At 71.8% G+C, this 25,361-nt stretch carries 26 protein-coding genes and 1 tRNA gene; 9 read left to right on the top strand and 18 right to left on the bottom strand.

The window, feature by feature from the left end; genetic code table 11:
- Nucleotides 1-96 precede the first annotated feature (96 nt).
- Nucleotides 97-2,514 (top strand): transglycosylase domain-containing protein, encoded by a 2,418-nt coding sequence (locus tag V1L54_RS00450; protein WP_330115770.1) that lies wholly within the window; start codon nt 97-99, stop codon nt 2,512-2,514.
- Between the two features lie 109 nt (nt 2,515-2,623).
- Here the strand turns inward: V1L54_RS00450 and V1L54_RS00445 are convergent, their stop codons facing one another.
- Both V1L54_RS00445 and V1L54_RS00440 read right to left on the bottom strand, forming a co-directional pair.
- A complete protein-coding gene (locus V1L54_RS00445) occupies nt 2,624-2,956 on the bottom strand; it encodes a GroES family chaperonin (RefSeq protein ID WP_330116104.1) in 333 nt (110 codons plus the stop codon).
- 46 nt (nt 2,957-3,002) lie between these two features.
- Entirely contained in the window at nt 3,003-3,323 is a 321-nt protein-coding gene (locus V1L54_RS00440; RefSeq protein WP_330115769.1) for a DUF3618 domain-containing protein, read from the bottom strand.
- A gap of 190 nt (nt 3,324-3,513) precedes the next feature.
- Here V1L54_RS00440 and bcp point away from each other — a divergent pair, with 190 nt between their 5' ends.
- The 3 genes from bcp to V1L54_RS00425 all read left to right on the top strand — a co-directional run bounded on the left by bcp (nt 3,514) and on the right by V1L54_RS00425 (nt 5,269).
- Nucleotides 3,514-3,981 (top strand): thioredoxin-dependent thiol peroxidase, encoded by a 468-nt coding sequence (bcp, locus tag V1L54_RS00435; RefSeq protein ID WP_330115768.1) that lies wholly within the window; start codon nt 3,514-3,516, stop codon nt 3,979-3,981.
- A gap of 150 nt (nt 3,982-4,131) precedes the next feature.
- Complete coding sequence (locus V1L54_RS00430) at nt 4,132-5,130, top strand: HNH endonuclease signature motif containing protein (protein WP_330115767.1); 999 nt, start codon at nt 4,132-4,134, stop codon at nt 5,128-5,130.
- A 52-nt stretch (nt 5,131-5,182) separates the two neighbouring features.
- Nucleotides 5,183-5,269: transfer RNA gene (locus V1L54_RS00425), tRNA-Leu, on the top strand.
- Nucleotides 5,270-5,380: 111 nt separating this feature from the next.
- Here V1L54_RS00425 and rdgB read toward each other — a convergent pair.
- From rdgB to V1L54_RS00405, 4 genes are all read right to left on the bottom strand, one after another.
- Entirely contained in the window at nt 5,381-5,986 is a 606-nt protein-coding gene (rdgB, locus tag V1L54_RS00420; protein ID WP_330115766.1) for an RdgB/HAM1 family non-canonical purine NTP pyrophosphatase, read from the bottom strand.
- A 78-nt stretch (nt 5,987-6,064) separates the two neighbouring features.
- Nucleotides 6,065-6,442, bottom strand: coding sequence for a hypothetical protein (locus tag V1L54_RS00415; RefSeq protein WP_330115765.1), 378 nt, complete (start codon nt 6,440-6,442; stop codon nt 6,065-6,067).
- 131 nt (nt 6,443-6,573) lie between these two features.
- Nucleotides 6,574-7,311: a ribonuclease PH gene (gene rph, locus V1L54_RS00410; protein ID WP_330115764.1), complete on the bottom strand. Its 738-nt coding sequence runs from the start codon at nt 7,309-7,311 to the stop codon at nt 6,574-6,576.
- A 99-nt stretch (nt 7,312-7,410) separates the two neighbouring features.
- Nucleotides 7,411-7,644: a PTS sugar transporter subunit IIB gene (locus V1L54_RS00405; protein WP_330115763.1), complete on the bottom strand. Its 234-nt coding sequence runs from the start codon at nt 7,642-7,644 to the stop codon at nt 7,411-7,413.
- 277 nt (nt 7,645-7,921) lie between these two features.
- On the opposite strand from V1L54_RS00405, the gene V1L54_RS00400 reads away from it, so the two are divergent.
- Complete coding sequence (locus tag V1L54_RS00400) at nt 7,922-9,217, top strand: PTS transporter subunit EIIC (protein WP_330115762.1); 1,296 nt, start codon at nt 7,922-7,924, stop codon at nt 9,215-9,217.
- A 123-nt stretch (nt 9,218-9,340) separates the two neighbouring features.
- On the opposite strand, the gene V1L54_RS00395 is transcribed toward V1L54_RS00400, so the two are convergent.
- The 8 genes from V1L54_RS00395 to clpS all read right to left on the bottom strand — a co-directional run bounded on the left by V1L54_RS00395 (nt 9,341) and on the right by clpS (nt 15,321).
- A complete protein-coding gene (locus V1L54_RS00395) occupies nt 9,341-10,096 on the bottom strand; it encodes an MBL fold metallo-hydrolase (protein WP_330115761.1) in 756 nt (251 codons plus the stop codon).
- Between the two features lie 191 nt (nt 10,097-10,287).
- Complete coding sequence (locus tag V1L54_RS00390; RefSeq protein ID WP_330115760.1) at nt 10,288-11,238, bottom strand: PLP-dependent cysteine synthase family protein; 951 nt, start codon at nt 11,236-11,238, stop codon at nt 10,288-10,290.
- Entirely contained in the window at nt 11,238-11,516 is a 279-nt protein-coding gene (locus V1L54_RS00385) for a MoaD/ThiS family protein (protein ID WP_330115759.1), read from the bottom strand. Before V1L54_RS00385 ends, V1L54_RS00390 begins: the two co-directional genes overlap by 1 nt.
- 97 nt (nt 11,517-11,613) lie before the next feature.
- The gene (locus V1L54_RS00380) at nt 11,614-11,745 is read right to left on the bottom strand and encodes a putative leader peptide (RefSeq protein ID WP_330115758.1); all 132 of its coding nucleotides are present in this window, start codon (nt 11,743-11,745) and stop codon (nt 11,614-11,616) included.
- Between the two features lie 113 nt (nt 11,746-11,858).
- Nucleotides 11,859-12,290 (bottom strand): M67 family metallopeptidase, encoded by a 432-nt coding sequence (locus V1L54_RS00375; RefSeq protein ID WP_330115757.1) that lies wholly within the window; start codon nt 12,288-12,290, stop codon nt 11,859-11,861.
- Between the two features lie 154 nt (nt 12,291-12,444).
- Nucleotides 12,445-14,007, bottom strand: coding sequence for an alanine/glycine:cation symporter family protein (locus V1L54_RS00370; RefSeq protein ID WP_330115756.1), 1,563 nt, complete (start codon nt 14,005-14,007; stop codon nt 12,445-12,447).
- 406 nt (nt 14,008-14,413) lie between these two features.
- Nucleotides 14,414-15,019 carry a DUF2017 domain-containing protein gene (locus V1L54_RS00365; RefSeq protein WP_330115755.1) on the bottom strand — a complete coding sequence of 202 codons (606 nt, stop codon included), beginning with the start codon at nt 15,017-15,019 and terminating at the stop codon, nt 14,414-14,416.
- Nucleotides 15,019-15,321, bottom strand: a complete 303-nt coding sequence (gene clpS / locus V1L54_RS00360; RefSeq protein WP_330116103.1) for an ATP-dependent Clp protease adapter ClpS — start codon at nt 15,319-15,321, stop codon at nt 15,019-15,021. The genes V1L54_RS00365 and clpS overlap by 1 nt, the downstream gene beginning before the upstream one ends.
- Before the next feature lie 316 nt (nt 15,322-15,637).
- On the opposite strand from clpS, the gene V1L54_RS00355 reads away from it, so the two are divergent.
- Together V1L54_RS00355 and V1L54_RS00350 are read left to right on the top strand one after the other, a co-directional pair.
- Nucleotides 15,638-16,966: a nicotinate phosphoribosyltransferase gene (locus V1L54_RS00355; RefSeq protein ID WP_330115754.1), complete on the top strand. Its 1,329-nt coding sequence runs from the start codon at nt 15,638-15,640 to the stop codon at nt 16,964-16,966.
- A 176-nt stretch (nt 16,967-17,142) separates the two neighbouring features.
- Nucleotides 17,143-17,736, top strand: coding sequence for an isochorismatase family protein (locus tag V1L54_RS00350; RefSeq protein WP_330115753.1), 594 nt, complete (start codon nt 17,143-17,145; stop codon nt 17,734-17,736).
- A gap of 170 nt (nt 17,737-17,906) precedes the next feature.
- On the opposite strand, the gene V1L54_RS00345 is transcribed toward V1L54_RS00350, so the two are convergent.
- Together V1L54_RS00345 and V1L54_RS00340 are read right to left on the bottom strand one after the other, a co-directional pair.
- Entirely contained in the window at nt 17,907-18,215 is a 309-nt protein-coding gene (locus V1L54_RS00345; protein WP_330115752.1) for a hypothetical protein, read from the bottom strand.
- Nucleotides 18,216-18,411: 196 nt separating this feature from the next.
- Nucleotides 18,412-20,793: an immune inhibitor A domain-containing protein gene (locus V1L54_RS00340; RefSeq protein ID WP_330115751.1), complete on the bottom strand. Its 2,382-nt coding sequence runs from the start codon at nt 20,791-20,793 to the stop codon at nt 18,412-18,414.
- Between the two features lie 348 nt (nt 20,794-21,141).
- On the opposite strand from V1L54_RS00340, the gene V1L54_RS00335 reads away from it, so the two are divergent.
- The gene (locus tag V1L54_RS00335; RefSeq protein WP_330115750.1) at nt 21,142-21,432 is read left to right on the top strand and encodes a hypothetical protein; all 291 of its coding nucleotides are present in this window, start codon (nt 21,142-21,144) and stop codon (nt 21,430-21,432) included.
- A 262-nt stretch (nt 21,433-21,694) separates the two neighbouring features.
- Here the strand turns inward: V1L54_RS00335 and V1L54_RS00330 are convergent, their stop codons facing one another.
- Nucleotides 21,695-23,335, bottom strand: coding sequence for an RDD family protein (locus tag V1L54_RS00330; RefSeq protein WP_330115749.1), 1,641 nt, complete (start codon nt 23,333-23,335; stop codon nt 21,695-21,697).
- A 189-nt stretch (nt 23,336-23,524) separates the two neighbouring features.
- A complete protein-coding gene (locus V1L54_RS00325) occupies nt 23,525-23,998 on the bottom strand; it encodes an Lrp/AsnC family transcriptional regulator (RefSeq protein ID WP_330115748.1) in 474 nt (157 codons plus the stop codon).
- Between the two features lie 130 nt (nt 23,999-24,128).
- On the opposite strand from V1L54_RS00325, the gene hppD reads away from it, so the two are divergent.
- Nucleotides 24,129-25,274, top strand: a complete 1,146-nt coding sequence (gene hppD / locus V1L54_RS00320; protein WP_330115747.1) for a 4-hydroxyphenylpyruvate dioxygenase — start codon at nt 24,129-24,131, stop codon at nt 25,272-25,274.
- Nucleotides 25,275-25,361: the final 87 nt, after the last annotated feature.

The raw sequence follows: 25,361 nt of genomic DNA, 5'->3' as shown, positions 1-25,361 counted from the left end.
ACCGCGACATATGGTGCAAAAGTGTCCTACGGCTACTTAACCGACAAACTCACCCGAATCACCACGGTGACAGGAACCGACAAGGAGCCCGCGGCCATGAGTGAGAGCGAGGAGCCACCCGGCGAGGAGCCGACCGGCGACGAGCAACCGCAGCGCGGCGGCCTGGAACGGCTGCTGCCCACCGGAAGGAAGGGACGGATCGCCTTCGGCGCCGCCGCACTGACCGCCCTGCTGGCATCCGGCGGACTGCTCACGGGCTACCTGCTCGTGGACATCCCCGACCCCAACGCCGTGGCGGCCGCCCAGAACAACGTCTACCTCTACTCCGACGGCACCCAGTTCGCCCGCGACGGCGAGGTCAACCGGCAGAAGGTCGAACTCGACGACATCCCCGAGAGCACCCGCCAGGCCGTACTCGCCGCCGAGGACCGCAACTTCTACCACCAGTCGGCCATCGACATCACCGCCATGATCCGGGCCGGCTGGAACATGCTCCAGGGCGAGGGCAAACAGTCCGGCTCCACCATCACCCAGCAGTACGTCAAGAACTACTACCTGGGCCAGGAGCAGACCCTCACCCGCAAGACCAAGGAACTCTTCATCGCCCTCAAGCTCGACCACCGGGTCAGCAAGGACGAGATCCTGACCGGCTACCTCAACACCAGCTACTTCGGCCGCAACTCCTACGGCATCCAGGCCGCCGCCCAGGCCTACTACGACAAACACGCCTCCGAACTCACCACCGCCGAGGGCGCCTACCTCGCCGCCCTCCTCAACTCCCCCAACCTCTACGACGTCGCCGCCCACCCCGACAACCGGGACCGCGCCGTCGCCCGCTGGCGGTACGTCCTGAACGGCATGGTCCAGGAGGGCTGGCTCAAGGCCGCCGAACGCGACGCCATGAAATTCCCCGAACCCCGCCCCGCCAAGCGCCCCACCGCCCTGTCCGGCCAGCGCGGCTACCTCGTCGAAGCCGTCAACACCAACCTCGTCGAGCGCGGCATCCTCGACAAACGGCAACTGGCCCGGGGCGGCCTGCGCATCACCACCACCATCGACCGCGCCCGGCAGGACGCCCTGGTCGAAGCCGTCGAGAAGGAACTGCTCTCCCAACTCGACGACGAACGCGAGGTCGACCACTACGTCCGCGCCGGCGCCACCTCCATCGAACCCGGCACCGGCGAGGTCGTCGCCATGTACGGCGGCATCGGCTACACCGAGCAGTACGTCAACAACGCCACCCGCCGCGACTACCAGGCCGGCTCCACCTTCAAGCCCATCGTCTACGCCGCCGCCGTCCACCACCGGGCCAGGACCCGCGGCGGCGAACTCATCGGCCCCGACACCACCTACGACGGCACCAGCGGACGCACGGTCATCGGCGCCGACGGCCCCACCGACTGGGCACCCCACAACCAGGACCACGCCAACTTCGGCAGCATCACGGTCACCAGGGGCATGCAGAAGTCCGTCAACGCCGTCTTCGCCCAGATGGGCGCCGACGTCGGCCCCGAGAAGGTCAAGAAGACCGCCGTCGCCCTCGGCCTCTCCCCGAACACCCCCAACATGGCCGAGTCCCACACCTCCATCTCCCTGGGCACCGCCACCCCCAGCACCCTCGACATGGCCCAGGCCTACGCGACCCTCGCCAACCACGGCAAACGCGTCGACCACACCTTCGTCACGAAGATCACCCGCAACGGCGAGAACATCCCCGTCCCCGAACCCGACACCCGGCAGGCCGTCTCCCGCCAGGCCGCCGACTCCACCACCGCCGTACTGCGCGAGGTCGTCGAGGCCGGCACCGGCAGCCGCGCCCGCGCCCTGGGCCGCCCCGCCGCCGGCAAGACCGGCACCGGTGAGGAGAACGAGGCCGCCTGGTTCGCCGGCTACACCCCCGACCTGGCCACCGTCGTCGTCATCATGGGCCAGGACCCCGAGACCGGCGTCCACAAGTCCCTGTACGGCGCCGCCGGGATGCCCCGCATCAACGGCTCCGACTTCCCCACCCTGACCTGGACCCGGTACACCGCCCAGGCCCTGCGGGGCACCCCGGTGAGGAAGTTCGACCTCAAGCCCGGCAAGCACCACAGGATGCCCGGCGCCTCGCCCAGCGCCTCCCCCGACGAGGACACCGCACCGGAGGAGGAGTCCACCCAGGCCGCCGACTCCGCGACCCCGGCGGCCGCCCCGGGGGACGACGAGGAGCAGGGCCGCGAGCAGGACCGCGAACAGGACGAGAAGAACAGGGAGAAGAAGAAGGAGCAGGACCGGGACGACGCCGACCGGCGGAAGCAGGACGGCGACGCCGGCCGGAAGCACCCGGCCGAGGAGGAGAAGCCGGACGAGGCCGAGGAAGCAGACAAGGCCGAGGAAACGGACAGGAAGAAGAAGGAGAAGGAAGCGGCAGAGGAGGAGAAGCGGAGGGAGAGGGAGGCATCCCGGGACGACGAGGCGGACAGCGGCCCCGCCCGGAGGTCCCCCGACCCCACGCCCGGCCCCACCACCCCGTAACGGCACAGCCGAACAGCACGGACCGGCCGCGGACGCACCCCCGTCCGCGGCCGGTCCGCGCCCGTCCGGAAGCCGTGCGCGCGGCCGTGCGCGCGGCCCCGGCCGACCGCTACAGGTACAGCCCGGTGGAGTCCTCCGACCCCTGCAACCGCTCGGCCGCCACCGCGTGCAGATCACGCTCGCGCATCAGCACGTACGCGACCCCCCGCACCTCGACCTCGGCACGGTCCGCGGGATCGAACAGCACCCGGTCACCGGGCTCCACCGTCCGTACGTTCTGCCCGACGGCGACCACCTCGGCCCAGTTGAGCCTGCGGCCGACCGCCGCCGTGGCGGGAATGACGATGCCACCGGAGGAACGGCGCTCGCCCTCCGGAATGTCGGTACGCACCAGCACCCGGTCGTGCAGCATCCGGATGGGCAGCTTGTCGTGGTGGGGCATCTGGGAACTCACACCATGACCGTATCCCAGCCCGCACTCCGGCCTCTCACCGGCGCCGACGCCGGACCGAGACCACCACCAGCCCGGCCACCCCGACCGCCAGCAGCGCCACCGGCACCACCCGCCCCGGCCGCAGCCGCCCCTCCTCGTCCGTGAACCTCGCCCGCACATCGGACACCGTGCGGTTCACCGCGACATACGCCCGGCCCGCCGTACGGTCCACCGTCGCGGCCGCACGCGCCTTCACATCACCGGCGATCGTCTTCGGGTGCACCCGCACCGCCAGCTCGTCCAGCGTCTCGGCGAGCTCCTGCCGCCTGCGGACGATGTCCGCCTCGATCTCCGCGGGAGTTCTGGCTTCCGACACCGCGCGCCTCCGTTGTCTCGTCCCGTCTCGTCAGCCCCAACCGGGCTGCCCCGTACCGCAAAACGGCTACCCGACAGTCTGACAGCTACTTATCACCCGATGCCCCACGCCACCCCCGCCAGACATCCTGACTAGGCTGCGGAACGACATCGGCCTGTACCCCCGCGCACCCCGCACCGAGGAGCCACGGATGAGCGAGCGACTCCAGCCCGGCGACACCGCCCCCGCCTTCACCCTCCCCGACGCCGACGGGAAACCCGTCTCGCTCGCCGACCACGCCGGCCGCAAGGTCGTCGTCTACTTCTACCCGGCCGCCCTCACCCCGGGCTGCACCAAGCAGGCCTGCGACTTCACCGACAACCTCAACCTCCTCGCGGACTCGGGCTACGACGTGATCGGCGTCTCCCCCGACAAGCCCGAGAAGCTGGCGAGGTTCCGCGAGAAGGAGGGTCTGAGGATCACCCTCGTGAGCGACCCGGAGAAGAAGGTCCTGGAGGCGTACGGCGCCTTCGGCGAGAAGAAGCTGTACGGCAAGACCGTCACGGGCGTCATCCGGTCCACGGTGATCGTGGACGAGGAGGGGAAGGTCGAGCGGGCCCTCTACAACGTCCGGGCCACCGGCCACGTCGCCAAGCTCATCAAGGACCTCGCGCTCTGACCCGCTCCCCCTCCCCCTGCCTCACCCGGCCGGCGTAACCGTCCGTCGCCGGACTCGTTGACCAGTACGAGTCCGCGACGAACGACCGAGCGACCACCGGACGACCCCCGACCGCCCGCGGACCGGTCGCCGGGGGACAGGGGGAAGGGCATGGCCACCACCGGCTACACCCGGGAACAACTCACCGACGCCGTTGCCCGCTCCTCCACATGGGTCGAGCTCATGCGCACGCTGGGCCTCAAGGCCAGTGGAGGAAGACGCCGCGCCCTCCAGAGGCTCGTGGCCGAATACGCCATCGACACCGGTCACTTCAAACGGCAGAGCTCCGGACAGAAGTACACCGACGCGGTGCTCGCCGAAGCCGTCGCCAGTTCGACCACGCTCCGCGAAGTCGTGACCAAACTCGGCGTGGCCCCCGCGACGGGGACGCTCTCCCACATCCGGCGCCGTATCGCCGCCGCCGGTATCGACACCAGTCACCTCCCCGCACTCAACCGTTCACGGGTGGAATTGCCTCTGACGCCCGGGGAAGTGAGGGAGGCCGCCGGCTCGGCAACCAGCATCCGATCGCTGGCGCGTTCTCTGGGTGTCCCCGACGACGGCAGATCGCGTGCCGCGCTGCGCCGCATGCTCGCCGAACTGGATGTCGATGTATCGCACTTCTCTCACGCGCGCGTCACCATTGCCGAGGCACCGCTCCGCGCGGCTGTCTCGAACAGTACGAGTTATGCCGATGTCATGCGCTCCCTGGGGCTTCCGGTCAACGATGCGAGCCACCGGCGGGTACACCGGCAGGTACTCCGGCTCGAATTGGACACCTCGCATTTCAAGCGGCGTACTCGGCGTGAAATCCGCCCGAGGCGACCGAATCGGGTCGCCGGCGAAGTCCTGCGCGTACATCCCGCAGACGCCCCCCGTATGAACCACGCCCGGCTGCGCCGGGCCCTGGAGGAAAGCGGTGTACCGTACCGATGCGCCGGCTGCGGCAACCCCGGCAAGTGGCGCGAGACGGTCATGACTCTCCACATCGATCACGTCAACGGAGACTGGCACGACAACCGTCTCGAGAACCTGCGCTATCTGTGCCCGAACTGCCATGCGGTCACCGACACATGGTGCCGGGGACAGAGAGGGCTTGCAGCCCGCTGAAGCCGAACCGTCCGTCGGGGCCTCGGGATCCCAGTAGAATGAGTGCGGTCCGGCGGCCGTGATGGAACTGGCAGTCATGCTGGGTTTAGGTCCCAGTGGGGGTTACCCCGTGTGGGTTCGAATCCCACCGGCCGCACCAGCCTTTGTTTCGAAGGCCCGGCTCATCGAGCCGGGCCTTCGGCGTTCTTCGCGGGAACATCGGGCGGATGGGCGGGCCGTCGACAGAACCCGGCCCCGGAGGGGCCCGCCCTCAGCCCAGCAGCTCCCTGATCACCGGCGCCAGCGCGCGGAACGCCTGCCCCCGGTGGCTGATGGCGTTCTTCTCCTCCGGGCTGAGCTCCGCACAGGTGCGCCGCTCGCCGTCGGGCTGGAGGATCGGGTCGTAGCCGAAGCCGCCGCTGCCGGCGGGGCTGCGGCGGAGGGTGCCCGGGAGGCGGCCCTCGACGACGCGTTCGGTGCCGTCGGGGAGGGCCATGGCCGCGGCGCAGGCGAAGTGGGCGGTGCGGTGCGGGTCGTCGATGTCGGCGAGCTGGGCGAGGAGCAGGTCGAGGTTGGCCCGGTCGTCGCCGTGCCGTCCGCACCAGCGGGCGGAGAAGATGCCGGGTGCTCCACCGAGGACGTCGACGCACAGACCGGAGTCGTCGGCGACGGCGGGGACGCCGGTGGCCTGGGCGAGGGTGCGGGCCTTGAGGAGGGCGTTCTCGGCGAAGGTGGTGCCGGTCTCCTTCACGTCCGGGACCTCGGGGTAGGCGTCGGCGCCGACCAGGGCGAGGTCCAGTCCGGCGGCGGAGAGGATGGCCTCCAGTTCGCGGACCTTGTGGGTGTTGCGGGTGGCGAGGATCAGACGCTGGCTCATGGGGAACGATTATCCCGGCCCGTCCGGCTCATCCCTCCGGCCGCCCCGTGCTTCTGACGGCGCGGCGGACCGGGCGCATCAGCCCGGCGAGCAGACCCGGGTGAGTTCGTCGGCGGCGTCGGCGATGGGGGCGACGTCGGGCACCTTGCCCTGGTCGACCGACGTCCGGGCGTTGTCCACGGCCTGCTGGAGGTCCTCGGCGACCTTGCCGATGTCGGGGTTGTCCGTGCTGTCGAGGATCTTGTCGAGGTTCTCGTCGATACGGTTCAGGGAGCGGTCGACCTCGGCCGGGTTCTCGACGCCGTCGTTGACGGCCTGCTGGAGCGCGTCGGCGCTGTCGACGACGACCACGGCGGTGTTGGCGCAGTCCAGCGCGTTCTCGACGGCGCTGCAGCCCAGCAGGGGGAGGACGAGGGCCACGGGGGTGAGGGCGGCGAGTGCTGTCCGGCGGTGCATGGGCTCCCTTTCGGTTTCCTGGGCCGGTCCGGATGGACCTGCCGGGGGCCTGGACGGGCCGTACGGCTCGACCCGTACGGCCCGTGCCTGCTATGACGCGTAAAGGGCTCGCAAAGTTCCGGGCCGCCGTCTCACGCCGTCTCGATCGCGCCCAGTGCCTGGCGCTGTACGCCGTCGAGCTGGGCGCAGCCGGCGACGGCGAGGTCGAGGAGGCTGTCGAGTTCGGCGCGGGTGAAGGGGGCGCCCTCGGCGGTGCCCTGGACCTCGACGAAGCGGCCGCCTCCGGTGCAGACGACGTTCATGTCGGTCTCGGCGCGGACGTCCTCCTCGTAGCAGAGGTCGAGGAGGGGGACGCCGTCGACGATGCCGACGCTGACGGCGGAGACGGTGCCGTCGAGGGGTTTGGCCTTGGGCTTGACGAGTTTGCGGTCGACGGCCCAGGCGATGGCGTCGGCGAGGGCGACGTAGGCGCCGGTGATGGCGGCGGTGCGGGTGCCGCCGTCGGCCTGGAGGACGTCGCAGTCGAGGACGACGGTGTTCTCGCCGAGTGCCTTGAGGTTGACCACGGCGCGCAGTGAGCGGCCGATGAGGCGGGAGATCTCGTGGGTGCGTCCGCCGATGCGGCCGCGGACGGCCTCGCGGTCGCCGCGGGTGTTGGTGGAGCGGGGCAGCATGGCGTACTCGGCGGTGATCCAGCCCTCGCCGCTGCCCTTGCGCCAGCGCGGCACTCCTTCGGTGACGCTGGCGGTGCAGAGGACCTTGGTGTCGCCGAAGGAGACGAGGACGGAGCCCTCGGCGTGTTTGCTCCAGCCGCGTTCGATGGTGACGGGGCGGAGCTGTTCGGGTGTGCGGCCGTCGATGCGAGACATGCCGTCGAGCCTAGTCGCACAAGCGGAGGCGCCGTTCCGGAACGGCGCGGCCGGGTACGGCGGGGGCCGGGTGACGGTGCGTCGGCCGGCTGCGTCCGGCTACATCATGTCCTCGATCTCGGCGGCGATGGGGTCGGCGTCGGTGCCGATGACGACCTGGACGGCGGTGCCCATCCTGACGACGCCGTGGGCGCCGGCGGCCTTGAGGGCGGTCTCGTCGATGAGGGAGGGGTCCTCGACCTCGGTGCGGAGGCGGGTGACGCAGCCCTCGATCTCGACAATGTTGTCGAGGCCGCCGAGTCCGGCGACGATGTTCTCCGCCTTGCTGGCCATGTTCTCTCGCCCTCCTCGTGGTCACTGCCGGCCGGTGGTCGTGGTGCCGGGTGCCCTTGTCGACCGGATTGGCACATTAACCCACGGTATGCCGCTTCACACGAGGGCGCTCGCGTGCTTCCGCGCGCCGGGTACTGCATTCCGGGGTTCTCCCCGGCCGGTGTCGCGCCCGGCGTCCATCGTGCCCACCCGCAGAAGAATGCCCGTGTTAATACTGTTGTGCACTTTTCGCCCAGTCGTCGGTGTGCCGGTGGTGCGGCGCTCACGGGAGGATCGGATGTCCACAGCCAGTGCTCCGGCGGACGCCGGGGATGCCGGGAGCGCCGGCCGGAGGAGCCGCGGTTCCGGGGCGATGGCGGTGGCCCAGCGCATCGGCCGCAGTCTGATGCTGCCGATCGCGACGCTGCCCGCGGCGGCCCTGATGGTCCGTCTGGGGTACGGGGACATGCTGGGCCGGGAGGGTCTCCCGGCTGCCGTCAACCGGGTCGCGGAGTTCCTGGCGGCGGGCGGCGGCGCGCTGCTGGACAATCTGCCGCTGCTGTTCGCCGTGGGCATCGCGGTGGGTTTCGCCAAGCGGTCGGACGGCTCCACGGGGCTGGCGGCCGTGGTGGGCTATCTGGTCTTCCAGCAGGTGATGGCGGCTTTCAGTGATCCCAGTCTGCCGCCGCAGGACGGTGTCGCGCGGCCCGCGGACGCGGGGGTGCTGGGGGGTGTGGTGATGGGGCTGGTCACCGCGCTGCTCTACCAGCGGTACCACCGCACGAAGCTGCCGGACTGGCTGGGTTTCTTCGGCGGCCGGCGGCTGGTGCCGATCCTGGCGTCCTTCGCGGGGCTCGGTCTGGGGATCGTCTTCGGTTACGCGTGGCCGGTGCTGGGGGCCGTCATCCACGGTTTCGGGGAGTGGCTGGTGGGGTCGGGGGCGCTGGGGGCGGGGGTGTTCGGGGTGGCCAACCGGGCGCTGATCCCGGTCGGCATGCACCACCTGCTGAACTCCTTCCCGTGGTTCCAGGCCGGTTCCTACGAGGCGGACGGGGTCCGCCACGAGGGGGACATCGCGCGTTTCCTGCACGGGGATCCGACGGCGGGACAGTTCATGACGGGCTTCTTCCCGATCATGATGTTCGCGCTGCCGGCGGCCTGTCTGGCGATCTACCACTGCGCCCGGCCGGAGCGGCGCAAGGTGGTGGGCGGGATGATGTTCTCGGTGGCGCTGACGGCCTTCGTCACCGGGGTGACGGAGCCGATCGAGTTCGCGTTCATGTTCGTCGCGCCGCTGCTGTACGTGTTCCACGCGCTGCTGACGGGTGTCTCGATGGCGTTGAGCTGGGCGCTGGGGGCGCGGGACGGTTTCGGTTTCTCGGCGGGCGCGATCGACTTCGTGCTGAACCTGGGCATCGCGTCCAGGCCGTGGCTGCTGGTAGTGCTGGGGCTGGGCTTCGCGGTGGTGTACTACGCCGTCTTCCGCTTCACGATCGTCAGGTTCGATCTGCCGACGCCGGGGCGGGAGCCGGAGGAGCCGGAGGAGCCGGAAGAGGGGGCCGCCGAGCAGGAGAAGGCCCAGTACCGGGCCTGAGGGACCCGGCGGGTCCGGGGAGGCGGTCCGTCCGGGGGCCCGGCCGGGGATGCCCGGGGGCGCGGTGGCGCCCCGGGCCGGGCGGTCCGTGGTGCACGGTGTCCGCGGCCGGGGCGCCCCGGTTCACAGCTCGTAGACGGCTCCCGGGCGGGCCAGTTCCACCGGTCCGGTGAAGGCGGCCCGGGCATCGCGCAGGTTGTGCCGGGGGTCGGTCCACGGCGGGATGTGGGTGAGCACCAGCCTGCCCGCGCCGGCCTCCTCGGCGCACTCGCCGGCCTCGCGGCCGGTGAGGTGCAGCTCGGGGAGGTCCTCCTTGCCGTGGGTGAAGGAGGCCTCGCACAGGAAGAGGTCGGCGTCCGCGGCCAGGCCGCACAGCGCATCGCACGGTCCGGTGTCGCCGGAGTAGACGACGCTCTTCCCGCCGTGCTCGACGCGGAAGCCGTAGGTCTCCACCGGGTGCCGCATCAGGTCGGTGCGGACGGTCAGCGGTCCGAGCCGGAAGGTGGTGGCGGGGGCGAGGTCGTGGAAGTCGAAGACCTCGCTCATCGACTTCTCGGACGGGGTGTCGGCGTAGGCGGTGGTGAGCCGCTGCTCGGTGCCCTCGGGCCCGTACACCGGTATGGGCTCGCAGCGTCCGCCCTCGTGCCGGTAGTAGCGCGCCACGAAGTACGCGCACATGTCGATGCAGTGGTCGGCGTGGAGGTGGCTGAGCGCGATGGCGTCGAGGTCGTAGAGGCCGCAGTGGCGCTGCAGTTCACCGAGGGCACCGTTGCCCATGTCCAGCAGGAGCCGGTAGCCGTCGGCCTCGACGAGGTAGCTGGAGCAGGCCGAGTCCGCGGACGGGAACGATCCCGAGCAGCCGACGACGGTGAGCTTCATGGGGAAGGAACCTCCGTGGCCCGGGAAGGGGATTCCCCGAGCGTAAGGCGCAAAGGGGCTGGTGGCTCCTTCATGGGCCCCGTTGTGGGCGGAATCACCAGTGCGGGGTACGGCCGCGCCGCCGCTCCCGGCCGCCCGTGCGGCGGGAGGGCGGCGGGTGCCGGCGGGGTCCGGTCAGCCGGCCGGGCCGGTCAGGCCCAGAGCTGGCCCTGGAGCGCCTCGACGGCGGCCTCGGTGCTGGGCGCGGTGTAGATGCCGGTGGACAGGTACTTCCAGCCGGCGTCGGCGACGACGAAGACGATGTCGGCCCTCTCCCCCGCCTTGACGGCCTTGCGGCCGACGCCGATGGCGGCGTGCAGGGCGGCGCCGGTGGAGACGCCGGCGAAGATGCCCTCCTGGGCGAGGAGTTCGCGGGTGCGGGTGACGGCGTCCTCGGAGCCCACGGAGTAGCGGGTGGTGAGGACGGTCTCGTCGTAGAGCTCGGGCACGAAGCCCTCGTCGAGGTTGCGCAGGCCGTACACGAGGTCGTCGTAGCGGGGTTCGGCGGCGACGATCTGGATGCCGGGAACCTTCTCGCGCAGGTAGCGGCCGGCGCCCATCAGGGTGCCGGTGGTGCCCAGTCCGGCGACGAAGTGGGTGACGGAGGGCAGGTCGGCGTAGATCTCCGGGCCGGTGCCGGTGTAGTGGGCGCCGGCGTTGTCGGGGTTGCCGTACTGGTAGAGCATGACCCAGTCGGGGTGCTCGGCGGCGATCTCCTTGGCGACGCGTACGGCGGTGTTGGAGCCGCCCGCGGCCGGGGAGGGGATGATCTCGGCGCCCCACATGGCGAGCAGTTCGCGGCGTTCGGAGCTGGTGTTCTCCGGCATGACGCAGACCATGCGGTAGCCCTTGAGCTTGGCCGCCATGGCCAGGGAGATGCCGGTGTTGCCGGAGGTGGGCTCCAGGATGGTGCAGCCGGGGGTGAGCCGGCCGTCCTTCTCGGCCTGCTCGACCATGTAGAGGGCCGGGCGGTCCTTGATGGAGCCGGTGGGGTTGCGGTCCTCCAGCTTGGCCCAGATGCGGACGTTCTCGGACGGCGAGAGCCGCGGCAGGCGCACCAGGGGGGTGTTGCCCACCGCGGCGGTCGGCGAGTCGTAGCGCATCAGCGCATGCCTCCGGCCACCGCGGGGAGGATGGTGACGCTGTCGCCGTCGCTGACCTTGGTGGAGATCCCGTCCAGGAAGCGGACGTCCTCGTCGTTGAGGTAGACGTTGACGAAGCGGCGCAGCTCACCGCCGTCGACCAGGCGCTCCCGGATGCCGCTGTGGCGGGTCTCCAGGTCGTCGATGAGCTCGGCGAGGGTGCCGCCGTTGCCCTCGACGGCCTTCTGACCGCCGGTGTGGGTGCGGAGGATGGTCGGGATGCGGACCTCGATGGCCATGGGTGGGCTCCTGTGGGAGAGGCGGGAAGCGGGCGTGCGTGCGGGCCGTGCGTGGGGGCGCGGGTGCGGCCGGCGGGCCGCGGGTGGGTGCCCGGGATCAGCCGCGGGCAGTGGCGCAGCGCGTACAGGCGGCGCTGGCGAGGCGGCACAGGTCGACGTGCAGGCGTGCCACGAGCAGCGTGCCCGGGGGCGTGCCCGGGTGGGTGTCGCTCACGTCGTGGTTAACCATGGGCTCATCGTAACGATTCCCCGCCGCTGTTCCCGATGGTCGTGTCACGATACGGACCGCACTGTCTCACCTTTCGGGAGACTGACTGCTTCCGGGCGTTCCCCGGCCATTGCTCATCCCTGGTGGGCGGGGACGATCCGGACCTCCTCCTCGGTGACCTCGCCGTCGGTGATGCGGAAGGAGCGGAAGGAGACGGGGCCCTCCTCGTTGCCGCACTCGGCGGTGGAGACCAGCACGTAGTGGGCGCCGGGCTCGTTGGCGTAGGCGATGTCGGTGCGTGAGGGGTAGGCCTCGGTGGCGGTGTGCGAGTGGTAGATGACGACGGGCTCCTCGTCGCGGTCGTCCATCTCGCGGTAGAGCCTGAGCAGGTCCCCGGAGTCGAACTCGTAGAACGTCGGGGAGCGGGCGGCGTTCAGCATGGGGATGAAGCGCTCGGGGCGGTCGCTGCCGGCCGGGCCCGCGATGACCCCGCACGCCTCGTCGGGGTGGTCCCGGCGGGCGTGGGCGACGATCTGGTCGTGCAGCTCCTGGGTGATGGTCAGCATGGGCCACAGCATAGGCAGGGCCGGTGGCCGGGCCGGCAGGGGGCGCACGACGCCCGAGGACCCCGTCCGTGCCGGTGTGCGGCGCGGACGGGGCCCTCGGCGGTACGCCCGGTGGGGCGTGCCGGACGGCGGTGCCGTCAGACGGTGACGGGGGTCACTTGGCGAGCGAGGTGGTCTCCTCGGTGCCGCCGGCCTCGCCGGCCTCGATCTGCTCCTCGGTCTCGCCGGCCTCGCGGCGCCGGACGTAGTCCAGGACCCGGTCGAGTTCCTTCTTGACGACGGGCGCCAGGAAGTACAGGCCGATGATGTTGAACACCGCGGCGATGAAGAGGAAGGAGTCCGCCAGGGAGACCAGGGAGGACAGGGACATCAGCGCGCCGGTGATGACGATGAGGCTGAAGAGCACCTTGTAGGTGTTCTCGCTGGCCTTGCTGCGGCCGAAGATGTACGCCCAGGCCTTCAGGCCGTAGTAGCTCCAGGTGATGACCGTGGAGAAGGCGAAGAGGATGACCGCGACGGCCAGGACGTAGGGGAACCAGGAGATGACGCTCTCGAAGGCGTCGGAGGTGAGCGAGACGCCGGAGGCGATCGGCTCGCCGTCGGCGCTGGCCTCGCGGGCGGCCTCCCAGCTGGGGGTCCTGGCGATGACGATGGTCAGCGCGGTCATGGTGCAGATGACGACGGTGTCGATGAACGGCTCGATCATCGCGACCAGGCCCTCGGTGGCGGGGCGCTTGGTCTTGACCGCGGAGTGGGCGATCGGCGCGGAGCCGATGCCGGCCTCGTTGGAGAAGGCGGCCCGCTGGAAGCCGACGATCAGCGCGCCGATGAGACCACCGGCCACGCCCTCGGGGGCGAAGGCCTCGCCGACGATGTCACCGATGGCCGCGGGCACCTGGCTGATGTTGCCCAGGATGACGAAGAGGCAGGCGGTGACGTAGATGATCGCCATGGCGGGGACCAGCCGGCTGGTGACGGCGCCGATGGAGCGCATGCCGCCGAGGAGGACCAGGGCGACCAGGGCGGCGAGGAAGATGCCGAAGAAGAGGGCGCCGCCGGAGGTCGAGAAGATGCTGTCGTCCTTGCCGGTGACGGACTGGAGCTGCTCCAGGCTCTGGTTGACCTGGAAGAGGTTGCCGCCGAAGAAGGTGAAGAACAGGATCGCGACGGCGGATCCGGCGGCGAGCACCTTGCCCACCCCGCCCAGTCCGCGCTCGGTCATGCCCCTGCGCAGGTAGTGCATGGGACCGCCGGAGACGGTGCCGTCCTCGTGGACCTCGCGGTACTTCACGCCGAGGGTGCACTCGACGAACTTGGTGGCCATGCCGAGCAGGCCGCAGATGATCATCCAGAAGGTGGCGCCGGGGCCGCCGATGGTGACCGCGATGGCCACACCGGCGATGTTGCCGAGGCCGACGGTGCCGGAGACGGCGGAGGTGAGCGCCTGGAAGTGGGTCACCTCGCCGGGGGCGTTCTTCTGGTCGTACCTGCCGCGGACCAGCTTGAAGGCTGTGCCGATGTGACGGACCTGGGCGAAGCCGAAGTAGCCCGTGAAGACCAGGCCGGCCACGACGAGCCAGCCGACGATCCACGGGAACTCGGTGTCACCGAGCGGGATGGTGTAGAAGACGATCTCGCCGATCTCTCTGGCCACCGGGTCGACGAAGTCGCTGATCGCTTCGTCGACCCGGGTCGTCCAGGATTCGTTCTCTGCCATGGGGTACCTCTGGCTGGTGCGGCTGCGGGGACGTGAGGCAACGGTGGTTGCCGGATGACGCGTCGGACAGCGCGAACTCCGTTGTCCGAATAAGGCCGAGCGCAGTCTTCATCCGGGACCACCGGAGAGGTTCGGGCCCCGGCGGTTTCGGATTGGGAGTTCCTACCACGCTGCGCTATCAGTAAAGTGTGACCCAGCTCACATGTCCATATTACGGTCGCATCACGCAGCGTCATTTACCGGCAGAACGGACATGGGGTGTGCGCAAAAGATCTCCCTGTCCGACTAACGGACATCAATAATGACTCAGCGTGTTTACCGATCAGCCTCCCCGGGCATACAAAGATGCCCTTCCTGCTGCCCGCCGGACCCACCGGATCCGGCCACCGGAGCACCCGCGTGCGCTTCAGCGCATGAGAGTCTCCACGAGCGACTCCTGGAGGGCGCCCAGCCACAGGTAGGCCATCGCCATCGGCTTGCGCGGATCGTCGTCCGCCAGGGCGTACAGCCGGTCGCCGTCCTTGTCGTCGGCGATCTCCAGCCGCACCCCGAGCGCCAGCCGCAGGTCGTTGAGCGCGCCCAGCCACTGCCGCGACTGCTCGGGGGCGAGGGTGAGCACCGCCCCGCCGTCGCCGCCGGGAGTGAGGGCGTCCAGGGCGCGCACGACGGCGAGGCCGTCCTCGCGTTTGCGCGCGCGCAGGTCGTTCTCGGTGTAGCGGCGGAACTCCGCGGCGGCGGCCCGGGCCCGCTCGTCCGGCTCGGCGCCGGGGCCGCCGTAGGCGTCCGGGAAGAGCCGGGCCAGGGCCGGGTCGGCGGGGGGCTCGGTGGGGCCGTCGGCCAGCAGCGCGGCCAGCGGGTCCGCCTCTCCGTCGTCACCGGCCGGCTCGCCGCCGGGGCCGATCAGCTCCAGGAGCTGGACGGTGAGACTGCGCAGGATGGAGATCTCGATCTCGTCGAGCGCGACGGCGGCGCCGCCGGGCACGGCGGGCGCGGGTTCGAACAGCCCGGGCATCAGCGGTCCTGCTGGAGGGTCGCCCACAGGCCGTAGCCGTGCATGGCCTGCACGTCGCGCTCCATCTCCTCGCGGCTGCCGCTGGAGACGACCGCGCGGCCCTTGTGGTGGACGTCCATCATCAGCTTTCTGGCCTTCTCCTTCGGATAACCGAAGTAGGTCTGGAACACGTAGGTCACGTAACTCATCAGGTTGACCGGGTCGTTGTGGACGACGGTGACCCACGGGACGTCGGGCTCGGACACCGCGTCGGGCGCCTCGCTCCCGGCGGGGCGGGTGACCTCCGTGGGGGCGACGGACACCGACACCGCCGCCGCGCGGACGGCCCGGGGGGCGGGCGAGGGGGCGACGGCGGAGCCGGGGGCGCTCCCGCGGCCCGGTCCCGCGGCCCGGCCCCCGGCACGGTGCCGTGCGGGCGCGACATGGGAGGTCGTCATCCGGCGCGTGTCGTCGCTCACGCCTCCCATGCTGCCACCCGTACCGGGTGGTCGCGCAAACGGCCCGGCGCAGGAGGTACGACAGCCCCGGTCGTACCGCCGCCACCCGGCGGCACCCCGCGGCGAGGTTCCCGTCACCAGATATCGTCAAACTGACGACATTGGAGGTAGCATCCATGCCATGAACACAGCAGACCTGGGACTGCCGGTCACCGTGCCGTCGACCGCCCTCTTCACCGACCACTACGAGCTGACCATGGTGCAGGCCGCGCTGCGCGACGGGACCGCCGGCCGGCGGTCCGTCTTCGAGGTCTTCACCCGCCGGCTGCCCGAGGGCCGCCGCTACGGAGTGGTCGCGGGTACCGGACGGGTGCTGGACGCCGTGGCGAACTTCCGCTTCGAGCCGGAGATCCTGGACTTCCTGCGCGAGCGGGAGGTCGTCGACGGACCGACCCTGGAGTGGCTCGCCGGCTACCGCTTCCGCGGGGACGTCCAGGGGTACCCCGAGGGCGAGGTCTACTTCCCCGGCTCGCCGGTCATGCGGGTCAGCGGCACCTTCGCCGAGTGCGTGCTGCTGGAGACCGTCATCCTGTCGATCCTCAACCACGACTCGGCCGTCGCCGCCGCGGCCTCCCGGATGGCCGTCGCCGCGCGGGGGCGCCCGCTGATCGAGATGGGTGCCCGGCGCACCCACGAGCTGTCGGCGGTGGCCGCGGCGCGGGCGGCGTACGTCGGCGGCTTCTCCTCCACCTCCGACCTGGCCGCCGGCTACCGCTACAACATCCCCACCGTCGGCACCAGCGCCCACGCCTTCACCCTGCTGCACGACACCGAGCGGGGCGCCTTCACCGCGCAGGTGGAGTCCCTGGGCCGCGGCACCACGCTCCTGGTGGACACCTACGACGTGACCGAGGCCGTCCGCACCGCCGTGGAGGTCGCCGGGCCGGAGCTGGGCGCCGTCCGCATCGACTCGGGCGACCTGCTGCTGCTCGCCCACCGGGTGCGGCAGCAGCTCGACGAACTGGGCGCGCGCGACACGCGGATCGTCGTGACCAGCGACTTGGACGAGTACGCCATCGCCTCGCTCGCCGCCGCCCCGGTGGACGCCTACGGGGTGGGCACCCAGCTGGTCACCGGCAGCGGCCATCCGACCGCCTCGATGGTCTACAAGCTGGTGGCCCGCGCCGACTCCGGCGACCCGGACGCGCCGCTGCGGCCGGTGGCCAAGAAGTCGATGGGCGGAAAGCTGTCGGTCGGCGGCGTGAAGTGGGCGGCCCGGCGGCCGGACGCGGACGGGGTGGCGGAGGCCGAGGTCGTCGGCACCGGGGAGGTGCCCGCACCGCTGGCGGACCGGCTGCTGCCGGTGGAGCTGATCCGCGGCGGCGAGATCGTGGCGCGCGAGCCGCTGGACGCGGCCCGCGAGCGGCACGTGCGGGCGCGGGACGGGCTGCCGCTGTCGGCGACCCAGCTCTCGCGCGGTGAGCCGGTCCTGCCCACCGAGTACGTCTGAGCGCCACCGCCACACGCCACACGCCCCGCGGCACTCCCGCCGCGGACGCCGAGTGTCTAAGGTCGGACACGTCCGCCCGCACCATCCGCACCGACCGCTCCACGGACCCCGATCGAACCCCCAGCCGAACCGCCGGCCGGAATCCCGGCCCAGACCCCAGCCGAAAGGTGTGCACCATGCACCGGGCACTGATCGTCGTAGACGTCCAGAACGACTTCTGTGAGGGCGGCAGCCTCGCGGTCGCGGGAGGCGCCGACGTGGCCGCGGCCATCACCGACCTGATCGGGCAGACGACCGCCGGATACCGGCACGTCGTGGCGACCCGCGACCACCACGTCGACCCGGACGGCCACTTCTCGGCCGCCCCCGACTTCGAGCACTCCTGGCCGGCGCACTGCGTGGCCGGCACCGAGGGCGTGGGCTTCCACCCGAACTTCGCCCCGGCCGTCGCCTCCGGCTCGATCGACGCGGTCTTCGACAAGGGCGCGTACGCCGCGGCCTACAGCGGCTTCGAGGGCGCGGACGAGAACGGTGTGCCGCTCGCCGAGTGGCTGCGCTCCCGCGAGGTCACCGAGGTGGACGTGGTCGGCATCGCCACCGACCACTGTGTACGGGCGACCGCCCTGGACGCGGCCCGCGAGGGCTTCCGCACCCGGGTGCTGCTGGGGCTGACGGCCGGGGTGGCGGCGGGATCGACCGGGCGGGCGCTGGAGGAGCTGCGGGCGGCGGGCGTGGAGCTCACCGGCGAGCCGGTGGTCCGGGGAGCCTGAGACCGGGAGCCGGGCCCGCGGCCGTGCCGGTGCCGGGGGTTCGGCGGCCCCGCGGCGCTCCGACGCCGCCGCGGAGCGGCGGACCGGCCGTCCTGCCCGGCCTCCGCCACGGCGGGGGCGCGGCGGTCGGCCCGGTCGCCGCCGTGCGGGACGCGCCCGCCCGCGGCCCGCTATCCGGCGGCGGCCCGGCGCAGGGCGGCCACCGGCCGCCAGAAGTCCGTCTCGGTGTGCGGTGCCGGGCGCCAGACCAGACCGTCTGGATGGTGCAGCACGGCGCTGATCTCGTCCGGGGTGGGCGGTTCGGTGTTGCCCCGCAGGTAGACCGCGCGCAGCCCCAGGTTCCGCAGCCTGGTCAGGGCGCGGGCGCGGTTGGCGGCATGGACCAGGAAGCGGACCCGCTGCCCCGGCCCCCCGGGGCGCGGCACCGAGAGCGCCACCACCACGCTGCCGTCCGGCAGCCGGACCCAGCCTCCCGCCATTCTCACCACTCCCCCGCCGTACCTAGCGTCACCAGGATGCCCGTGCGCACGGAACGCGCGGCACGCGCAGTGCGCACCCTACGCGCATTCTCGGCACGGCCGGCCGCCGCCCGCCAGGGGGCGGCGGCCGGCCGTGCCGCGCGCCTCCGCGGTGGCCCGCGGAGACGGGGCTCTCCTCAGGTGCCGTCCGGCGGTGTCAGCGCCTGCTGGAGGGGCCGACCCGGACGGTGATCGCCTTGCCGTGCGGCGGCTGGCCGACGATCGAGATGCGGGTGTTGGTGTCGGGCACCTTCACGCTGCCGGTCGGGTTGTCCGCGTCCCAGTACTCGCCCCGGCGGTCGTCGAAGACCGGAACGCCCGCCTTCGTCTTGATCCTCTTGGCCTCGCCCTCCTTGTGGAGGGTCATCCCGCGCGCCGGGTACCAGCTGAAGGTGGAGTCGTAGGACTGGATGCGGTTGCGCATCAGCGTCCCGTCCGACCACTTCTCCGCCTTCGGGTGGGCGTCGACGGGCAGGATCAGGCCCTCACCCGGGTGGGCGCTGGTGTTGTTGTCCAGCTGCGAGGTGTCCCACAGCCAGATCAGCAGGCCGTTCTGGTACGAGAAGCGCTCCACCCAGTCGGGGCGGTCCGTCAGCCAGCCGAAGTTGTACGGGCCGGTCTTCAGGGTCTTGTCGTACGAGACGTACTGCCGGTTCTCGGCGATGTAGTACTGCGGGTAGGACTCGGTGAACGAGGCCCCGATACGGGAGAAGCCGTCCGCCGTCCAGCCGTCCTCGCCGCTCTCGGCGCCGTCGGTGAAGAGCGTCTCGCCGTCGGCGGTGACGGTGATCTCGTCGGCCGCGAAGCCCATCTCCGCCACACCGCCGTCGGTGCGGTAGTGGAAGCGGAGCTGGATCTCCTGGCCCGCGTAGGCGTCCAGCGGGAAGGAGAGGTCCACCCAGCCGCCGGACTCGGCGTCCAGCGCGGGGGTGCCGGACGCGTCACGCCCGATCGGCTCGCCGTTCGCGGTGCCGTCCAGGGCGGTCCAGGTGGCGCCGTCGTCGGTGGAGACCTGGGTGTAGAGGTAGTCGTACCCCTTCTCGATCTCCCACCAGCCCTTGAGGCCGAGCGAGGCGGTGGACGCCCCGGTCAGGTCGACGGTGCGGGTCAGGGAGTTGCGCAGGTCGTCGCCGCTGCCGCTCCACCACTGCATGCTGCCCGCGGCCGGCTCCACCACCTCGGTGGTGACCTCCTTCTCGGGCAGCTCGACCAGCAGCGCCTGCGGGTTCTTCCCCTGCTTGGTGGAGACACCCAGCTTGTGCAGGGACTTCGTGGCGGCCTTGGCCTCCTCGTAGTCCAGCCAGCCCAGCGACAGCTTGTCCCAGGCGGTCATCTCGCCCGCCCAGTCGCCGATGGCTTCCTTGCCCTTGTTCAGCCAGGAGCCGGACGACATCAGCGTCCAGAAACCGGTGGAGTTCTCGCCGCCGGCGGTGTCGTACAGGTCCGGCAGACCGAGGTCGTGGCCGTACTCGTGGGCGAAGACGCCCAGGCCGCCGTTCTCGGGCTGGACGGTGTAGTCGCCGACCCAGATGCCGGTGTCGCCGATCTCGGTGCCGCCCGCCCGGTTGAACTCCGGGCCGGTGTTGCCGTAGTCGGTGCCGTAGGCGTACCAGCGGTGGGCCCAGATGGCGTCCTCGCCCTGCGCGCCGCCGCCGGCGGACTCGTCCTCGCCCGCGTGGACGAACTGGAAGTGGTCGATGTAGCCGTCGGACTCGTTGAAGTCGCCGTCGCCGTCGAAGTCGTAGCGGTCCCACACGTCGTACTCGGCGAGCTGCCCGGCGATCTCGTCGTCGGTGCGGCCGGCGGCCCGCTGGTCGGCGACCCACTGGTTCACGCCGTCGCGGACCGCGTCCCAGACGGTGTTGCAGACGTTGTCGCCGCAGGCGTTGTTGCCGTACCGGGCCTCGTTGTAGTCGACCTTGACCCAGTCGGAGACCATGCCGTCCACGGAGTACTTACCGGAGGACTGGGCCTCGTAGTAGGTCTTGAGCGAGCCCTCGCCGTCCCCGAAGTAGATCTCCTCGAAGTGCTCCCTGTCGAAGTCCTCCTTCCACAGGGTGGTGTTGTCCTTCTTCCGGTCGGGCTCGGCTATCTGGTTGTGGAGCGGGCCCGGGGTGCCGCCGTACTCCGGGTCGACCTTGTCACCGAACTCGATCAGGATGGTGAAGATCTTGTCGGTCTTCGTCTGCTCCATCTCGACGTACTTCTCGGCGCCGAGCTTCATGACCTTGGTGCCGTTCCTGGTCACGGGCTTCTGACCGGAAGCCAGGCGCTCCAGGGCCGCGAGGCGCTGGGCGCGCTGCTTCTTGGTGAGCGGGCCGGGCAGATCGTGGGCCACGTGCCTGCCGTTGTCGCCCTTGCCGTGTTCGTGACCGTCGTCCTCGGCGTGGTCACTGGCGCCCGCCGCGGCCGGTTCACGGCCGTCCGACGGGGCGCCCTCGCTGGCGTGGGCGGTGCCGGCGGTCAGAAAGGTCGCTCCGATGACAGCGACCGTCGTGGCCAGTGCGGCGGATCTGATGGTCCTCCGTTGGCTCTTCACTAGGTATTGCCCTCCCCATGCATGGCCATGGACACGTGCGGGTGCACACGTGTGGAGGCATTCGACATGAGCGGCGGCCGAAAAAACAGACCTTGTTTTGAACACGCCACACAAGTACGGTGTCCGACCGCCCAGTTACGGATTCCGGACACCTGGAGCCGATCTCGGGTCAGGTCCGGGGCCACCGTGCGACCCCGTGCGCCCCTTGTGCACCGCTCTGGCGGCGACAGTGGGTCAGGTCACGCTTACGGGGCATCACATAAGGGCATCCGGCATCGTAGAGTCGTTCGACGGACCGCGACACCGTCGTTCCACGCCCTCCCCCGACCCCCGAGGACGGATTCCGCCATGCCGCGTCCGAATCCCGCCCAGCTGGCCTGTGGTTCGGCCACCGTCATCCTGTCGGCACTCGTGATGCTGCTGGTGACGCAGACACGTTCGGGTACCGGGGTCACGGTCGTCGCGACCGCGGCGCTCGCACTCGGGCTGCTCGTCGCGGTCACCGTTCCCGTCCGGCGGCCGGCGGACCGTTCCCGCCCGGCGGCGGGAAGCGTCCCCGCCCAGCGCGGCCCCGCCCGCACCGGAACCGGCGACGCCGGGAGCGGGCAGCGGGTGCCGCAGCCCTCGCTGCGCCGCTGAGCGCCGTACGGGAGCCGGGCCGCCCCCGGCGTGGCCGGTGTGGGAGAACCGCGAACCACCGGGGCCGCCCGGTGTCCCGCCGGCCGCGCCCACCGTTCCGCCCGCCGTTCCGCCTCCGCCCCGGCCGCCGGGGCCGGCGAGGCACGGCTGTCGTCTGCTCATGGCCCGAGTCGACCGCGCCCCCGCGCGTCGCGCATCCGGCACGCGCCGTTCGGGCGACGTCCCGCCGAGGACGGCGCACCCGGAACGGCCGGGCCGCCGGTCACCCGGCCGGTGCCGTCCCCTCCGGACCGCGCGCCACGAAGGTGCGCGCCGCCTTGTCGTGCCAGCACTGCCGCCACGGCCGGTCGAACAGGCACCAGGCGGCGTTCACCACACCGATCCCCAGCAGTGCCAGTGGCCCGAACACCAGCCAGCGGCGCAGCGCGGCACCGAACGACGGGGGGTCCTGCTCCTCGATGTCGAGCACCCTGACGCCGAACAGCTTCTTGCCCGGGGTGCGGCCCCAGCGGGCGGTGGGCAGCACCTCGTAGAGCAGACCGAAGAGGAGGAAGGCACCGAGCACGATCGCCAGGTACACCCCGGTCGTGCCGTCGACCAGCCACACCTCGCGGGTCACCCCGGCCTGTTCGGCGGCCCGTACCTGCTCCCGGATGTGGTCGGCGCTGCGCCCGGCGAACGGGTAGGCCACCGCGCCGGTCACGGCCGCGAGGACCAGGCCGTCCACCAGCCGGGCGGCCAGCCGCCGGCCGAGCCCGGCGGGACGGGCCTGGCGCAGGGCGGCCTGGAAGGGGTCTGCCACCGGGGGCCGCCAGGGCACGACCCGGTCGGGACCGCCGTCACCCGGCGATTGCTGTGCCGGTACGGCGGGCGTGCCGGCGACGGGAGCCCGCTGGGCCAGTTCCTGCACCTGGCGCGTCCACGAGGGCCGCTCGGCCGGGGCGGCCGGCTGTGCGGCGGGTGCCTGTGCGGCGGCCGGCTGCGCCGGGGCGGGGACGGCCGGCGCGGCGGGAGCCGCGGGGCCGGGGGACGGCGGACCGGCGGGCCCGGTCCTGCGCAGCCCGACGGTGTCCCCCCGCCCGGCGGAGCCGCCCCGTACCGCGGGGGTGCCCGGGGCGGCGGGTGCGGGGGAGGCGGCCGGGCCGGATTCCCCCGGACGTACGGGCCGCATCCGCACGGTGCCGTCCGCGGGGACCGGCGGGGCGTCCTCACCGCTGTCCGGGGACGGGGACTGCGGGGACGAAGGAAGCGACGGAAGCGGCGGAGACGACAGGGATGGCGGGGACGAAGGAGACGACGGGGAGCCGCCCGCCGGCCCGGCGTCCGCCCGTACCCAGGCACCGCGCGGATCGGGCCCCGGCTCCTGGGCGCGCGGGCCGCCGTCCGCCTCCTCCCCCGGGCTCCGCGGGACGCGGTCCTCCCGCTCCCCGCCGGATCCGCCCCGCCGGGCGGCACCGGCCCGCCAGTCGGACGCGGACCCGGGCCGGTCGCCGTGCAGCCGGGACGGGTCGTCCCAGGTGATCACCCGGTCGCCGGGCCGGACGCCGGTCTCACCGCGTCCGCGCACCTCCGGCAGCGCAGCGTCCCCGGGCGCGTCCTCGTCCAGGAAGACCGGGCCGGTCTCCGCCTGCTCCGGCTCCCCGGCGGGGGGCGCGGCCGGCGGTGCGGACCGTGCGGGTTCCGGTGGCAGCGGGGACCGGCGGGCGGGCGGCGACACGGGCGGCGGAACCGCCGCGCCGGACGGGGCCGCGGGCGGCCGCTCGCCCTCGCCGGGCGCGGGCCTGCTGGTGCCGGGTACCCAGGCGGTGCCGTTCCAGTAGCGGATGTACCCCGGGATGGACGGGTCCGGATAGTAGCCCGGGCCCGGGGTGCCGCTGGCGGATGCTGACGGAGGGGCGCTCATGTGCGGGGTCCCGTATCTGCTCGGCCGTTGCTGTGGCGTCTACCAGTCCCCGGCCGCCTGTGCCACCGGGGAGCGCTGGGTCCACATCTACCAGAGACGGCGGCCCCTCCGCCCGGTCACCGGACACCCGCCCCCCTTCCGGCGACAACGGGCCCGGCGGAAGGGTGATCCCGGCGCTCCGCCGCGGCGTCAGCCGCCGCCCCCGGCCGCCTGGCGCACCAGCGGGACGATCCGCAGCGGCACCGGGTTCTCCATCACGATCGCCGTGGAGGCCCGCACGATGCCCTCGAACCCCACCACCTTGTCGATCACCCGCTGGAGGTCCGCGTTGGAGCGGGCGACCAGCCGGCACAGCATGTCCCCGCGGCCGGTGATGGTGTGCAGTTCCAGCACCTCGGGGACGGCCGCCAGATGCGCCCGTACGTCGCCGCCCTGCCCCTGCCTGATCTCCAGGGTGGCGAAGGCGGTGACCGGGTAGCCGAGGGCCGCCGGGTCGACGTCCGGGCCGAAGCCGCGGATCACCCCGCTGCGGCGCAGCCGGTCCAGCCGGGCCTGTACGGTGCCGCGGGCCACCCCGAGCCGGCGGGAGGCCTCCAGCACCCCGATGCGGGGCTCGGCGGCGAGGAGTTCCAGCAGCCGGCCGTCCAGCGCGTCGATGCCCATGCCCGTGCTCCCTGCCCTCCGGTGGTCATCCTGTACAGGAACACCGCTCCCGCGGCGCCCCGGCTGGTCATATTGCTCAGCGGATACGCGAACTATTGCGCACCTTGCGGTTCGGCGGGAGCCTGCCGACATGACCGAGACCATGCACCAGACCCCTGGCACCGCCCGGCAGGCCGACCCCTTCCCGGTGAAGGGGATGGACGCGGTCGTCTTCGCCGTGGGCAACGCCAAACAGGCCGCGCACTACTACTCCACGGCCTTCGGCATGCGGCTCGTGGCCTACTCCGGTCCCGAGAACGGCAGCCGGGAGACCGCGAGTTACGTCCTGGAGTCGGGCTCGGCCCGCTTCGTCCTCACCTCCGTCATCAAGCCGTCCACCGAGTACGGCCGGTGGCTCGCCGACCATGTCGCCGCGCACGGCGACGGGGTGATCGACCTGGCCGTCGAGGTGCCGGACGCCCGGGCCGCGTACGCGTACGCCGTCGAGCACGGCGCCACCGGTCTGGCGGAGCCGTACGAGCTGAAGGACGAGCACGGCACGGTGGTGCTCGCCGCGATCGCCACGTACGGGCAGACCCGCCACACCCTGGTGGAGCGCTCCGGCTACGACGGCCCCTACCTGCCCGGCTACACCGCCGCCGACCCGATCGTCGCGCCGCCGGGGAACCGCTTCTTCCAGGCGATCGACCACTGCGTGGGCAACGTCGAACTCGGCCGGATGGACGAGTGGGTGGCCTTCTACAACAACGTCATGGGCTTCACCAACATGAAGGAGTTCGTGGGCGACGACATCGCCACCGAGTACTCCGCGCTGATGTCGAAGGTGGTCGCCGACGGGAAGCGGAAGGTGAAGTTCCCGCTCAACGAGCCGGCCGCCGGGAAGAAGAAGTCGCAGATCGACGAGTATCTGGAGTTCTACGGCGGCCCGGGTGTCCAGCACATCGCGCTCGCCACCAACGACATCGTCGCCACCGTGCGGGCCATGCGCGCCGCCGGGGTGCGGTTCCTGGACACCCCCGACTCCTACTACGACACCCTCGGCGAGTGGGTCGGCGAGACCCGGGTGCCCCTGGAGGAGCTGCGGGAGCTGAAGATCCTCGCCGACCGGGACGAGGACGGCTATCTGCTGCAGATCTTCACCAAGCCCGTGCAGGACCGTCCGACGGTGTTCTTCGAGCTGATCGAGCGCCACGGCTCCATGGGCTTCGGCAAGGGCAACTTCAAGGCCCTGTTCGAAGCGATCGAGCGCGAGCAGGCCAGGCGCGGCAACCTCTGAGCCTTCTTCCCGCCCCCCACCCCCGCGGCCCCGCCCCAACCTGACGGCGGGGCCGCGGCGGCGCATCGGCCCGGTGTCCGTGGCGGA

The sequence above is a fragment of the Streptomyces rubellus genome (genome assembly GCF_036323805.1).
Lineage (GTDB): Bacteria > Actinomycetota > Actinomycetes > Streptomycetales > Streptomycetaceae > Streptomyces.
The sequence above is the reverse complement of the archived record's forward strand: the minus strand, read 5'-3'. Positions and strand labels throughout refer to the sequence as shown.

Coding starts and splice junctions, on each gene's coding strand:
- V1L54_RS00390 (WP_330115760.1), bottom strand. CDS start 11,238: ATGCGCTACGACTCGCCGACCGCCGCGGTGGGCAACACCCCCCTGGTG.
- V1L54_RS00325 (WP_330115748.1), bottom strand. CDS start 23,998: ATGGGCATCGACGCGCTGGACGGCCGGCTGCTGGAACTCCTCGCCGCC.
- V1L54_RS00405 (WP_330115763.1), bottom strand. CDS start 7,644: ATGGCCAGCAAGGCGGAGAACATCGTCGCCGGACTCGGCGGCCTCGAC.
- V1L54_RS00380 (WP_330115758.1), bottom strand. CDS start 11,745: ATGGTTAACCACGACGTGAGCGACACCCACCCGGGCACGCCCCCGGGC.
- V1L54_RS00375 (WP_330115757.1), bottom strand. CDS start 12,290: ATGCTGACCATCACCCAGGAGCTGCACGACCAGATCGTCGCCCACGCC.
- V1L54_RS00395 (WP_330115761.1), bottom strand. CDS start 10,096: ATGAAGCTCACCGTCGTCGGCTGCTCGGGATCGTTCCCGTCCGCGGAC.
- V1L54_RS00430 (WP_330115767.1), top strand. CDS start 4,132: ATGGCCACCACCGGCTACACCCGGGAACAACTCACCGACGCCGTTGCC.
- V1L54_RS00415 (WP_330115765.1), bottom strand. CDS start 6,442: ATGCACCGCCGGACAGCACTCGCCGCCCTCACCCCCGTGGCCCTCGTC.
- rph (WP_330115764.1), bottom strand. CDS start 7,311: ATGTCTCGCATCGACGGCCGCACACCCGAACAGCTCCGCCCCGTCACC.
- V1L54_RS00345 (WP_330115752.1), bottom strand. CDS start 18,215: ATGGCGGGAGGCTGGGTCCGGCTGCCGGACGGCAGCGTGGTGGTGGCG.
- V1L54_RS00400 (WP_330115762.1), top strand. CDS start 7,922: ATGTCCACAGCCAGTGCTCCGGCGGACGCCGGGGATGCCGGGAGCGCC.
- V1L54_RS00335 (WP_330115750.1), top strand. CDS start 21,142: ATGCCGCGTCCGAATCCCGCCCAGCTGGCCTGTGGTTCGGCCACCGTC.
- V1L54_RS00450 (WP_330115770.1), top strand. CDS start 97: ATGAGTGAGAGCGAGGAGCCACCCGGCGAGGAGCCGACCGGCGACGAG.
- V1L54_RS00445 (WP_330116104.1), bottom strand. CDS start 2,956: ATGCCCCACCACGACAAGCTGCCCATCCGGATGCTGCACGACCGGGTG.
- V1L54_RS00355 (WP_330115754.1), top strand. CDS start 15,638: ATGAACACAGCAGACCTGGGACTGCCGGTCACCGTGCCGTCGACCGCC.
- V1L54_RS00385 (WP_330115759.1), bottom strand. CDS start 11,516: ATGGCCATCGAGGTCCGCATCCCGACCATCCTCCGCACCCACACCGGC.
- V1L54_RS00330 (WP_330115749.1), bottom strand. CDS start 23,335: ATGAGCGCCCCTCCGTCAGCATCCGCCAGCGGCACCCCGGGCCCGGGC.
- bcp (WP_330115768.1), top strand. CDS start 3,514: ATGAGCGAGCGACTCCAGCCCGGCGACACCGCCCCCGCCTTCACCCTC.
- rdgB (WP_330115766.1), bottom strand. CDS start 5,986: ATGAGCCAGCGTCTGATCCTCGCCACCCGCAACACCCACAAGGTCCGC.
- V1L54_RS00365 (WP_330115755.1), bottom strand. CDS start 15,019: ATGCCCGGGCTGTTCGAACCCGCGCCCGCCGTGCCCGGCGGCGCCGCC.
- V1L54_RS00350 (WP_330115753.1), top strand. CDS start 17,143: ATGCACCGGGCACTGATCGTCGTAGACGTCCAGAACGACTTCTGTGAG.
- hppD (WP_330115747.1), top strand. CDS start 24,129: ATGACCGAGACCATGCACCAGACCCCTGGCACCGCCCGGCAGGCCGAC.
- V1L54_RS00370 (WP_330115756.1), bottom strand. CDS start 14,007: ATGGCAGAGAACGAATCCTGGACGACCCGGGTCGACGAAGCGATCAGC.